Origin of the sequence: Vibrio sp. E14, assembly GCF_020515785.1 — a bacterium.
GTDB lineage: Bacteria > Pseudomonadota > Gammaproteobacteria > Enterobacterales > Vibrionaceae > Vibrio > Vibrio diabolicus.
Map to the genome: position 1 here is coordinate 904,666 of NZ_JAHPJI010000002.1, position 11,998 is coordinate 916,663.

Annotated in this window: 14 protein-coding genes and 1 tRNA gene; 11 read left to right on the forward strand and 4 right to left on the reverse strand. The window is 45.4% G+C overall.

Annotated features, from left to right (window positions below; all coding sequences use genetic code 11):
* Positions 1-13: 13 nt before the first annotated feature.
* Positions 14-1,054: a type IV pilus twitching motility protein PilT gene (locus LIX84_RS09405; protein WP_005381015.1), complete on the reverse strand. Its 1,041-nt coding sequence runs from the start codon at positions 1,052-1,054 to the stop codon at positions 14-16.
* A 28-nt stretch (positions 1,055-1,082) separates the two neighbouring features.
* Here LIX84_RS09405 and LIX84_RS09410 point away from each other — a divergent pair, with 28 nt between their 5' ends.
* The 7 genes from LIX84_RS09410 (at position 1,083) to hemW (ending at position 6,136) form a co-directional block, all read left to right on the forward strand.
* On the forward strand, positions 1,083-1,784 hold the full coding sequence (locus LIX84_RS09410) for a YggS family pyridoxal phosphate-dependent enzyme (protein WP_054575409.1): 702 nt from the start codon (positions 1,083-1,085) through the stop codon (positions 1,782-1,784).
* 157 nt (positions 1,785-1,941) lie between these two features.
* Positions 1,942-2,760, forward strand: coding sequence for a pyrroline-5-carboxylate reductase (gene proC, locus LIX84_RS09415; protein WP_012841394.1), 819 nt, complete (start codon positions 1,942-1,944; stop codon positions 2,758-2,760).
* A 52-nt stretch (positions 2,761-2,812) separates the two neighbouring features.
* Positions 2,813-3,370: a YggT family protein gene (locus tag LIX84_RS09420; protein ID WP_226421135.1), complete on the forward strand. Its 558-nt coding sequence runs from the start codon at positions 2,813-2,815 to the stop codon at positions 3,368-3,370.
* Positions 3,370-3,660: a DUF167 family protein YggU gene (yggU, locus tag LIX84_RS09425; RefSeq protein WP_005393980.1), complete on the forward strand. Its 291-nt coding sequence runs from the start codon at positions 3,370-3,372 to the stop codon at positions 3,658-3,660. The genes LIX84_RS09420 and yggU overlap by 1 nt, the downstream gene beginning before the upstream one ends.
* Before the next feature lie 126 nt (positions 3,661-3,786).
* Positions 3,787-4,218, forward strand: a complete 432-nt coding sequence (locus LIX84_RS09430) for a DUF4426 domain-containing protein (protein WP_005393982.1) — start codon at positions 3,787-3,789, stop codon at positions 4,216-4,218.
* Positions 4,219-4,336: 118 nt separating this feature from the next.
* Entirely contained in the window at positions 4,337-4,939 is a 603-nt protein-coding gene (locus LIX84_RS09435) for an XTP/dITP diphosphatase (protein WP_226421136.1), read from the forward strand.
* Between the two features lie 18 nt (positions 4,940-4,957).
* Entirely contained in the window at positions 4,958-6,136 is a 1,179-nt protein-coding gene (gene hemW, locus LIX84_RS09440) for a radical SAM family heme chaperone HemW (protein WP_226421137.1), read from the forward strand.
* Between the two features lie 59 nt (positions 6,137-6,195).
* On the opposite strand, the gene glsB is transcribed toward hemW, so the two are convergent.
* The 3 genes from glsB to trmB all read right to left on the reverse strand — a co-directional run bounded on the left by glsB (position 6,196) and on the right by trmB (position 8,980).
* Positions 6,196-7,116: a glutaminase B gene (gene glsB / locus LIX84_RS09445; protein WP_005393987.1), complete on the reverse strand. Its 921-nt coding sequence runs from the start codon at positions 7,114-7,116 to the stop codon at positions 6,196-6,198.
* A 98-nt stretch (positions 7,117-7,214) separates the two neighbouring features.
* A complete protein-coding gene (locus LIX84_RS09450) occupies positions 7,215-8,243 on the reverse strand; it encodes a TRM11 family SAM-dependent methyltransferase (protein ID WP_226421138.1) in 1,029 nt (342 codons plus the stop codon).
* A gap of 17 nt (positions 8,244-8,260) precedes the next feature.
* The gene (gene trmB / locus LIX84_RS09455; RefSeq protein ID WP_085342616.1) at positions 8,261-8,980 is read right to left on the reverse strand and encodes a tRNA (guanosine(46)-N7)-methyltransferase TrmB; all 720 of its coding nucleotides are present in this window, start codon (positions 8,978-8,980) and stop codon (positions 8,261-8,263) included.
* A 203-nt stretch (positions 8,981-9,183) separates the two neighbouring features.
* On the opposite strand from trmB, the gene mutY reads away from it, so the two are divergent.
* The 4 genes from mutY to LIX84_RS09475 all read left to right on the forward strand — a co-directional run bounded on the left by mutY (position 9,184) and on the right by LIX84_RS09475 (position 11,946).
* The gene (gene mutY / locus LIX84_RS09460; RefSeq protein ID WP_114323654.1) at positions 9,184-10,260 is read left to right on the forward strand and encodes an A/G-specific adenine glycosylase; all 1,077 of its coding nucleotides are present in this window, start codon (positions 9,184-9,186) and stop codon (positions 10,258-10,260) included.
* A 19-nt stretch (positions 10,261-10,279) separates the two neighbouring features.
* Positions 10,280-10,552: an oxidative damage protection protein gene (locus tag LIX84_RS09465; RefSeq protein ID WP_005381002.1), complete on the forward strand. Its 273-nt coding sequence runs from the start codon at positions 10,280-10,282 to the stop codon at positions 10,550-10,552.
* A gap of 78 nt (positions 10,553-10,630) precedes the next feature.
* Positions 10,631-11,770, forward strand: a complete 1,140-nt coding sequence (gene mltC / locus LIX84_RS09470) for a membrane-bound lytic murein transglycosylase MltC (RefSeq protein WP_182020041.1) — start codon at positions 10,631-10,633, stop codon at positions 11,768-11,770.
* Between the two features lie 100 nt (positions 11,771-11,870).
* Positions 11,871-11,946 (forward strand) — tRNA-Phe (locus tag LIX84_RS09475).
* Positions 11,947-11,998 lie beyond the last annotated feature (52 nt).

The following is an 11,998-nucleotide window of genomic DNA, read 5'->3' on the forward strand; positions in this document are numbered from 1 at the left end:
GTTCACCTACGTATTACGAGAATTGCTGCACTTCTAATCCGATCTTACTATCGACCTCTTCACGAGCAACCATGCCTTGCGCCATTAACTGACGAGCATTTTGCTCCATGGTTTGCATGCCGTGAGCCGCACCAGTTTGAATGATCGAATACATCTGCGCGACTTTGTCTTCGCGGATCAAGTTACGAATCGCAGGCGTTGCCATCATGATTTCATGGCATGCAATACGGCCACCACCATTACGTTTCAATAACTTTTGCGCGATAACCGAACGAAGGGATTCAGAAAGCATCGAGCGCACCATGTCTTTATCACTGCCAGGGAACACATCGATAATACGGTCAATGGTTTTTGCCGCTGAGCTAGTGTGTAACGTGCCGAACACTAAGTGCCCCGTTTCTGCCGCCGTTAAGGCAAGGCTGATGGTTTCTTTATCACGCATCTCACCAACCAGAATAACGTCTGGGTCTTCACGCAATGCACTACGCAAAGCATTTTGGAAACTATGGGTGTCACGGTGAACTTCACGCTGGTTGATCAAACATTTATTGTTGTTGTGAACAAATTCAATCGGATCTTCAATTGTGAGTACGTGCTTGTTGTGATTACGGTTAATGTAGTCAACAATGGCTGCTAAGGTCGTCGATTTACCAGAACCTGTTGGGCCAGTAACCAGAACTAAGCCTTTTTCAGCGTTCGCAATTTTTTTGAAGATCTCGGGGGCTTCCAGCTCTTCCAAAGTTGGAATGCTACTTGGAATGGTACGGAATACTGCCGCACAGCCACGAGATTGGTTGAAAGCGTTGACACGGAAACGACCAACGTTATGCAACTCAAAAGAGAAGTCGACTTCGAGTTTTTCTTCGAACTCACTGCGTTGGGCATCGTTCATGATTTCGAAAACCAAACGATGCACTTCTTGGTGTGTAAACGCTGGAATGCCTAGTTTTCTCACATCCCCATCAATACGAACCATTGGTGGGACACCTGCAGAAAGATGTAGATCCGAGGCATTATGTTTTACACTAAAATCCAGTAACTCAGTGATATCCATTTAAAATCCTTAAGTCTAAAGTACAGCTATGAGTAGTATTCAACAAAATATTGAACATATCACCTCTCAAATTCGATATGACGAACAAAAATGTGGTCGAACTCCAGAGTCAGTGCAACTTCTAGCGGTAAGCAAAACTAAACCTGTCGAGGCAATTCTCGAAGCCTACCAAGCGGGACAAACCGCCTTTGGTGAAAACTACGTCCAAGAGGGCGTCAGTAAAGTTCAGCACTTTGCCGAGCATTATCCAGATAATCGAATCGAATGGCACTTCATTGGCCCGATTCAGTCGAATAAATCGCGACTTGTTGCCGAACATTTCGATTGGGTTCACACCATCGATCGAACCAAGATTGCTCAACGCCTGAATGATCAGCGTCCCAGTGAACTTAAACCGCTACAAGTTCTGATTCAGGTTAACACCAGTGGTGAAGCATCTAAGTCTGGTGTCACCGAAGCGGAAGTATTCGAGCTGGCGGAGTTGATTTCTCGCCTACCCAACCTCACTTTAAGAGGGTTGATGTCGATTCCTGCCAACGTGTCTGACTACGAATCACAACTTCATGAGTTTCAGAAGTTGGCCACATTGAAGCAAACACTCGAAGCTCAGTTCCCAGAAATCGATACATTATCAATGGGAATGAGTGGTGATATGACCGCTGCAATCGAAGCTGGTAGTACAATGGTTCGTATTGGAACCGCTATTTTCGGCGCACGAGACTACAGCTAAATCAACAAAACGCTCACTCGCGACATAAGTTCGTCGTTAAATTAAAGAGTAAATCGCGCAATCATCTTACTCGCCAATAGGAGCAGTAAGTAACAGCGGCGCCATTATACACCTGAGCGCACAACAAACTCTAAATATCATGATGGAAATCAGACAAATGGAACATAAAAAAATCGCCTTCATTGGTGCTGGCAACATGGTGAGAGCCATTGTTTCAGGCTTGGTTGCTAACGGATACCCAGCGCAAAACATTACCGCGACGGCTCCTTCAGAGGCTCGCCGTCTTCCGCTAGAACAAGATTTTGGCATCCGTACCACCAGCGATAACATCCAAGCGGCGACCGAAGCGGATGTGGTGGTATTGTCTGTGAAACCGCAAATGATGGCGGATGTTTGTAAACCACTGCAAGCGATCGATTTCACTAATAAACTGGTGATTTCTATTGCCGCTGGCATCAACTGTTCACGATTGGATGATATGCTAGACACCAAATTGAACTTGGTTCGTGTTATGCCAAATACGCCATCACAACTTGGGTTGGGCATGAGTGGTTTATTCGCACCAGCCCATGTAACTGAGCAAGACAAAGCTTTTGCCGCAGAGTTAATGGAAGCGGTCGGTAAAGTATGTTGGGTTGAGCAAGAGTCTGGCATCAATAATGTGATTGCCGCAGCAGGCAGTGCTCCGGCATACTTCTTCCTGTTTATGGAGGCGATGCAAGCAGAAGCGATTGCTCAAGGCTTTGATAAAGACACCGCTCGACTATTGGTTCAGCAAGCTGCATTGGGCGCGGCCAGTATGGTGGTTAGCAACCCAGAAACTGAGCTATCGACCCTGCGTGAGAATGTGACATCGAAAGGTGGGACAACGGCAGAAGCACTGCGTACATTCAACGAACATCAACTTTCAGATATTGTTGCTAAAGCCATGCAAGCTGCTGTGGCTCGCGCGGAAGAAATGGAAAAACTGTTTTAATTATTTGGATGAACTCCGTTTAGTATCATCCATCACTTGTTAAGGGTACCTTATGAATTCAATGAGTTTTCTCATCTCAACCCTATTTGACCTGTACATCATGGTCGTAATTTTGCGAATTTGGTTGCAAGCTGCGCGCGCAGACTTCTACAACCCATTCTCGCAATTTATAGTAAAAGCGACTCAGCCGGTCATTGGTCCACTGCGCCGCGTTATCCCTTCCGTGGGGAATATTGACCTAGCAACCGTGTTGTTTGCCTACGTGTTGTGTGTGCTTAAATTTGTCGTGCTTATCCTAATAGCTTCGAACGGTTCCGTCTCTTTCAGCGCTGATTTCTTGTTCTTGGGCTTGTTATCATTAATCAAAGCCGCTGGAGGTCTGCTGTTCTGGGTACTATTGATCCGTGCAATTTTGAGCTGGGTAAGCCAAGGTCGCAGCCCTATCGAGTACGTATTCCATCAATTAACCGAGCCAATGTGCGCACCAATCCGTCGTATTATTCCGGCTATTGGTGGTCTTGATTTGAGCGTACTGATACTGTTTATCGGCCTGCAGTTCGCGAACTTCTTGATGGGTGATATCATTGGTCCAATTTGGTTCCAGTTATAATGTCAGCCGCAGTTTGGCAAGATGGCGAGGACATCATCCTAAAGCTCTATATTCAACCTAAAGCAAGCCGCGATAAAATTGTTGGCTTGCATGGTGAAGAGCTCAAAATCGCCATTACTGCTCCACCTGTCGATGGCAAAGCTAATGCGCACCTAACTAAGTTCTTAGCCAAGCAGTTTAAAATCGCTAAGGGTTTGGTTCACATAGAAAAAGGTGAATTAGGACGGCACAAACAAATTCGGATAGAATCGCCTACCCAGATACCGACAGAAATTAAAGCCATCTTATGATGGCTTTTTATTTACAATTTTGTACCACACTTACTAGTACCAATGACTGAGTTCGCATTTTTATCCCGTGACCAAGGTAAATTGCGGCTATGGTTGTTTTATAACAAGTGCTTTGAGGAAGTAACAATGAGCAAATGGATTACCGCATTACTGATCAGCCTATTGTCGTTACCAAGCTTCGCCGATCAGTTTAAAAATATGAAAGATATCGAAGTACACTATGTCGCGTTTAACTCGACATTCTTAACACCGAAAGTCGCACGTAGCTACGATATCAAGCGTAATGGATACCTCGCTGTGGTTAATATTAGCGTGCTAGATAGAGCTTCATTGGGTAAACCTGCATTAGAAGCAAAAATTGCTGGACGCGCGAAAAACCTCATCGGCCAAACTCAGACCTTGTCCTTTCGTGAAGTCAAAGAAGGCAATGCGATATACTATTTAGCCGAACTGCCAATTACCCACGAAGAAACTTTTACTTTCGATATTGACGTAAAAGCTGGAAACAAAGGCTCAGGTAAGCTTAAATTCACCCAGAAGTTTTATGTTGAAGAGTAATTGGGTTGTGATGATCCAAAAGCTTTTGGATCTAAGCAGGCTAAAAACCACTTATTAGTTAAAGAATATCTAGAGGAGAACGATTTGTTCTCCTCTATCACTATTAAAAGAGATTCCCATGAAAAAAATTGTGCTAGCAACCGGTAACCAAGGCAAAGTTCGTGAAATGGCAGATTTGTTGTCTGACTTCGGTTTTGAAGTATTAGCGCAAAGTGAATTCAATGTATCGGAAGTAGCAGAAACGGGTACAACCTTCATTGAAAACGCGATCATCAAAGCTCGCCATGCCGCACAAGAAACAGGGCTTCCTGCGATTGCAGATGACTCTGGCTTAGAAGTCGATTTCTTAAAAGGCGCTCCGGGCATTTACTCTGCGCGTTACGCAGGCGAGAACGCATCTGACCAAGAGAATCTAGAAAAATTGCTAGCGGCAATGGAAGGCGTACCAGAAGCAGAACGTACAGCACGTTTCCACTGCGTATTAGTCCTCATGCGTCACGAGAACGACCCAACGCCTATCGTCTGCCACGGTAAATGGGAAGGCCGTATTCTAACTGAAGCACACGGTGAAAATGGCTTTGGCTACGACCCAATCTTCTTTGTTCCTGAAAACAACTGTGCGTCAGCCGAACTTGAACCTGCACGTAAAAAACAACTGTCTCACCGAGGTAAAGCGCTCAAGTCGTTGTTTGCTAAACTGTCTGAGCAAGTGTCTCAGTAATCACGAGCGAATTAGACCATGTTAACGCCCCCAGCACTCAGCTTGTATGTACACATCCCTTGGTGTGTACAAAAGTGCCCGTATTGCGACTTTAACTCTCACGCGCTCAAAACCGAGATTCCAGAAGAAGAGTACATCAGTGCCCTTCTAGAAGATTTGGGTACCGACATTGAGAAATACCGCCTTAACGAAGCGCCACGTCCACTGCATTCAATCTTCATTGGTGGTGGTACGCCGAGTTTGATTTCGGCAGAAGGCATCGAGCGTCTACTTAAGGGCATTGAAGCGCGTATTCCGTTCAAGCCTGAAATCGAAATCACCATGGAAGCGAACCCAGGCACTATCGAAGCAGAGCGTTTTGTTGGCTACCGCAAAGCTGGTGTAACGCGTATCTCTATCGGTGTGCAAAGCTTTGAGCAGCAGAAGCTTGAGCGTTTGGGGCGCATTCACGGCCAAGACGAAGCCGTCAATGCTGCTAAGCTGGCGCACCAAATCGGTTTGAACAGCTTTAACCTCGATCTCATGCACGGCTTACCTGATCAAAGCATCGAACAAGCCTTGGCAGATTTGGACAAAGCGATTGAGTTGGCACCGCCGCACTTGTCTTGGTATCAGCTGACCATCGAACCAAACACCATGTTTTACTACAAGCCACCAACGCTACCTGATGATGATGATTTGTGGGATATTTTCGAGCTCGGACACCAAAAACTTGCAGCCGCGGGTTATGTGCAATATGAAATCTCGGGTTACAGCAAGCCGGGCTATCAGTGTCAGCACAACCTCAACTACTGGCGCTTTGGCGATTACCTTGGTATCGGTTGTGGCTCTCATGGCAAACTCAGTTTTACCGACGGACGTATTATTCGAACGACGAAGGTAAAACACCCGCGAGGCTATTTAGCGGCGTATCAAAATATGGTCAAACCTTATCTGCATACAGAACATGTCGTCGCGGATGAAGACCGTCCATTCGAGTTTTTCATGAACCGATTCCGCTTAATCGAAGCATGCCCGAAGCAAGATTACGTGGACACCACAGGCTTGCCGCTCAGTACGATTCAAGAAACTATTGATTGGGCGTTAGAAATGGGCTACTTGAGTGAAACCGCCACTCATTGGCAAATTACTGAAAAAGGTAAGCTCTTCCTTAATGATTTGCTCGAAGCCTTTATGGCCGAAGAAAGCGAAGAGTAAAGCAGCCCAAAAACAAAAAAGCCTCTCAATTGAGAGGCTTTTTATATAGAACTTCAACATTAGAAAATCGAACGGCCAATTCGCTCCGATAGCAACTCAAGCGCCTTAGTGCCAGCAAGCGAGTTGCCTGAAGGGTCAAGCTCTGGAGACCATACTGCAATGGTCATTTCGCCAGGTACTACCGCGATAATGCCACCACCGACGCCAGACTTACCAGGCATGCCAACACGATAAGCAAACTCGCCCGCGCCATCATACAGGCCACACGTTGCTAACAGTGCATTAAGTTGTTTGGTTTGCACAGGGGAAACTACAGGCTTACCCGTTTGTACCGATGTGCCCTTGTTTGCTAAATAGCTAAACGTTTTAGCCAAATCGACACAGCTCATCTTCAGCGCACAAGCGTGGAAGTAGTTTTGCAGCACTGGAATCACTTCATTTTCGAAGTTGCCAAACGAGCGCATGAGATATGCAATCGCCGCATTACGATCACCATGCATCATTTCGGATGCCGCGACGACTTTGTCATACACAATATGAGTATCACCAGAAAGCTGACGTACAAATTCCAATAGACGCTGACGAGGTGCAGATAAGCGAGTTTGCAACAGATCCGCCACAACTATCGCTCCAGCATTAATAAAAGGATTGCGAGGAATACCTTGCTCCATTTCTAGCTGGATTAGCGAATTAAATGCCTGCCCAGAAGGCTCTTTTCCCACTCGAGACCAAATTTCTTCTTGCTTGTACAAGCACATCGCTAACGTCAAGCTCAATGCTTTTGAAATAGATTGGATAGAGAAAGGTTCATCGGCATCGCCCGCCTTAATAACCTCACCTTCGTTGGTGTATACCGCAATACCTAACTTGTTGCTGGGTACTTTTGCCAGAGCAGGAATGTAATCAGCCACTTTGCCTTGGCCGATTAAAGGGCGCACTTCCGCCAAAATATCTGTCAAAATTTCCACTGTCGGTTTCATTCTCTACCTTCTATTTACAAGAGAACTCGTTGAGCTCAGAGGTAAAAAAAGCCAACGTGTCGTTGGCTTTTCCATAGGGTTCGTTCGACTCAAGTCGATTATGGTTTTACTGCCACAATAATATTGCGGTTGATAGATTGATCAACACGGTGAAGATAACCGATGTAAGGCTCTTCTGAAAGTACCTTCCAACCTTGCTCTTCAAATAATGCCGCGACGTCTTTCCATTTCAACGTAAATTCATTGAAAGACAACACCACTGAACCTTGTTTTTTCAGTACCACTTTCCATGCAGGCAGAGCCTCTTTTAAAAGCTCTAGTGGGCTGCGGTTCAGTTTGCTGTCCTTGGCATTTTTGCTGCCGTGCTGCACACCATAAGGCAGATCAGACACCATTACATCAACTGAGTTCTTTTTCACGACTTGATCAGCGATACGAGTATCAGCCGAATACAGCTTCATAAACTGAAGATTGCCTTGGTTGTAATCTTCTTTATTTGCTGCAGCTTCAACCACGAAACCATCCGCCACTTTCTTGCCACCCGCTGTGCGCTTTTCTTTGCTCACTTTGTGCTTAAAGCGGCCATTCTTCATGAACTTAACGATAAAGGTCTGGATCTCTTGCACCCACTTGGCATTGATCTCTACCCCCACCACGTTCAAACCATGGATCAAGCCTTCAAACAAGGTTGTACCTTTACCACACATTGGATCCATTAAGGTCTGCTGCTCACTTCCCGTATTGGACGCACTAATGCCTATATTCACCATCAAGCGAGTAAACTGCTCGTTTGTTTTCCCGGTATAACGCAGAATCTGACTCATGCTTTCCGGGAAAGTATTGAACGCTGGCGCTTGAATTGGTCGAAGTAAACCATCTTCGCGCACTTCAAATAGTGCATAGTAAATCGAAGAGGCTGCGATTCTTCGCGTCTGCTCATCGCTTAGAGCTTCCTGACAAGAAAACACCAACGCTGCAGGTAAGCCAACCTCTTTACTACCAATTTCTGTCACATCCACGCCTTGTGAAGCTAAAATTGCTTTTAGCTCTGAACAGGCAATGGTCATTGCGCTATCAAAGTAAATTCGGTTATGACCCGGATTCGCTAATATCGCGTAATGGTACATCCCATGAACTCCTCTAGTTACGCGATACGCTTATATTTGATATCCCACACACCGTGACCAAGACGGTGACCACGAGCTTCAAACTTCGTTAAAGGACGGTCGTCTGGACGAGGAACGAAATCACCATCTTTAGCAATGTTTTCGAAACCTGGCGCTTGGTTCATAACTTCAATCATGTGCTCTGCGTAGTTTTCCCAGTCTGTCGCCATGTGGAAAACACCTTCATTAGGGATCAGCTTCTCACGAACCATTTCAGCAAAACCTAATTGAACGATGCGACGCTTGTGGTGACGTTTCTTGTGCCAAGGGTCTGGGAAGAACAACTGCAGTGTCGATAGGCTGCCGTTTGGAATCATATGCTCAAACACTTCCACTGCGTCATGGCACATCACACGCAGGTTAGTAACTCCCGCCTCACGCGCATCCGCAAGACAAGCACCAACACCCGGGCTGTGTACTTCGATACCAATGAAGTTCTTCTCTGGTGCATTCTTTGCCATTTCAACCAATGAAGCACCCATACCAAAACCGATCTCAAGCACTACTGGGTTATCGTTGCCAAACACTTCTTTCCAATCGAGAAGTTCAGCTTTGAAGTCAATACCCATCGTTGGCCAGCATTCATTCATCGCGCTCTCTTGACCTTTAGTCAAACGCCCTTCACGGCGCACAAAGCTGCGGATTTTGCGGATCAGCTTTCCGTCTTCGTTGTATTCGTTAGTGGTTACTTCACTCATTGATTTTGCCTGCACATTGATTAATCAAAGCGGGGATTATCCAAAGAATTTACTGAGGTGCAAGTATTTGTTGAGCTCTTGGCCTATGGCAGCCCAAAAGCAATAGCACACCTCTTTATATCCCTACTGTTTATCCGTTGTACTTCTTGCCCATTATGTGGTGCAATTTTGCACCTAACCAATAATAGAATACAGAGCAAGTCGTGACACCTTTCGCCAATGCCATCCTAGAATGGTATGACGCATATGGAAGAAAAGATCTTCCGTGGCAACAAAATAAGACCGCATACAGTGTCTGGTTGTCTGAAATCATGCTTCAGCAAACTCAGGTCACTACGGTTATTCCGTATTACCAACGTTTCTTAGAGCGTTTTCCAACCGTGCTCGATCTTGCCAATGCTGAGCAAGATGAAGTCCTGCACCTTTGGACTGGCTTAGGGTATTACGCCCGAGCCCGTAACCTTCACAAAGCAGCACAAGAGGTCGCCTCTACATACAATGGTGAGTTTCCTCTTGATATAGAGAAAATGAACGCCTTACCGGGGATTGGCCGCTCTACCGCAGCCGCCGTTTTATCGTCTGTGTATAAACAACCACATGCGATTCTTGATGGCAACGTGAAGCGCACCCTATCCCGCTGTTTCGCAGTCGAAGGATGGCCAGGACAAAAAAAGGTTGAAAACCAGCTGTGGGAAATTGCCGAAACGCATACCCCACAAACGGACGTAGATAAGTATAACCAGGCAATGATGGACATGGGCGCGATGGTCTGCACACGCAGCAAACCCAAATGTAGCCTCTGCCCTGTTGCGGATCTGTGTGTGGCAAAACAACAAGGCAATGTGCTCGACTACCCGGGTAAAAAACCGAAAAAAGACAAGCCAATCAAGCAAACTCGTTTTGTAATGCTTCATCACAACACCGAAAATGGTCATGAAGTGTGGTTAGAACAAAGACCACAAACAGGCATTTGGGGTGGCTTATTTTGCTTCCCACAAACCGAACATGTAGATGTAGAAAGCGACATTGAATTGCTACTGGATCAACGTGGCATTCAAGCCAGCAATATCAAGCAGCAGCAAACACTGATTACCTTTCGCCATACCTTTAGCCATTACCACCTCGATATCACGCCAATTTTGATTGATTTATCAAAGCAACCGGACGTGATAATGGAAGGCAACAAAGGTCTTTGGTATAACTTATCTAAACCTGAAGAAGTCGGTTTAGCCGCGCCAGTAAAACTATTGCTGGAAGCGCTACCCCACGAACTTCGTTAATTGAATACAAGGAGTCATTATGAGCCGCACTGTATTTTGTGCTCGACTAAAAAAAGAAGGCGAAGGTCTAGACTTTCAACTTTACCCTGGTGAACTAGGTAAACGCATTTTCGACAACATCTCGAAAGAAGCGTGGGCTCAGTGGCAACACAAACAAACCATGTTGATCAACGAAAAGAAACTCAACATGATGGATCCAGAGCACCGAAAACTGATCGAAACAGAAATGGTAAACTTCCTCTTTGAAGGAAAAGACGTTCATATCGAAGGTTACACACCGCCGAGCGAATAAAGTCGCTTGAGTTAAAACAATGACATCACAACCACTTGTGGTGTCATTTTTCTATTACCTTCAATAGCCCTGATACTTATGAAAAAAATTGTCTTTATTGCTGCCGCACTTTTAATGGCTGGCTGTAGCCGTGAATTAGTCGAAAAGATTTATGACGTCAACTACGAGCCCACAAACCGTTTTGCCAATAACTTAGCTGAGCTACCTGGACAATTTGAAAAAGATACCGCCGCGTTAGATGCCCTGATCAATAGTTTCTCTGGTAATATTCAAAAGCGCTGGGGTAAAAAAGAAATTAAGTACGCAGGCAAAAGTAATTACGTCAAATATATCGATAACTACCTTAGCCGTGCCGAGGTCGACTTTCGCAAAGGCGTGATCACGATTGAAACCGTATCACCGACCGAGCCCCAAAAGCACCTCAAAGAGGCGATTGTCACTACCTTACTCACGCCAGACGATCCAGCTCACGTCGACTTGTTCTCCTCAAAAGGAATCACGTTAGAAGGGCAACCATTTCTGTATAAACAAGTTGTCGATCAAGACAATAAGCCAATTCAGTGGTCTTGGCGGGCAAACCGATTTGCGGAGTATCTCATCGCAAACAAGATCAAGACCAAAGACGTAGATTTCAAGAAAGCGTATTACGTCGAAATCCCCATGGTTGAAGACCATTTTTCAACACGCAGCTACCAATACGCCGATATCGTGCGCCGAGCTTCCAAGAAATACGATATTCCAGAAGATTTGATATACGCCATTATTAAAACCGAGAGCAGCTTCAACCCGTACGCAGTAAGTTGGGCAAATGCGTATGGCTTAATGCAAGTTGTACCTAAAACCGCCGGTCGAGACGTATTCAAGCTCGTGAAAAAGCGCTCAGGCCAGCCAAGCCCGGAATATTTGTTTAATCCAGAAAACAACATCGATACCGGTACTGCGTATTTCTACATCTTAAAAAATCGTTATTTAAGAGAAGTCCATCACCCAACCTCTCTCGAGTACAGTATGATTTCCGCTTACAATGGTGGTACTGGAGGTGTTTTAAACACATTCCATCGCAGCGATCGCAAACGCGCAATGCAAGATCTTAATTCGTTGCAACCCAACCAAGTTTATTGGGCACTAACTAAGAAACATCCGAACGCAGAAGCACGTCGTTACCTAGAAAAAGTTACAAATTTCAAAAAGGAATTTAACTCAAAGCAAACTTTGTAGTGATAGTTGAATAAAAAGCGTTCGAACAAGCACTTTTTTGAAATTATTTAAAAAAAGTGGTTGACGCAAAGCGGGAAAATCCGTTTAATAGCGCTCCGTCGCCCGGATAGCTCAGTCGGTAGAGCAGAGGATTGAAAATCCTCGTGTCGGTGGTTCGATTCCGCCTCCGGGCACCACAATTTGATTTGTTGGTGTCTTAACGAAATGTGATAACACGGACAAAAGCAC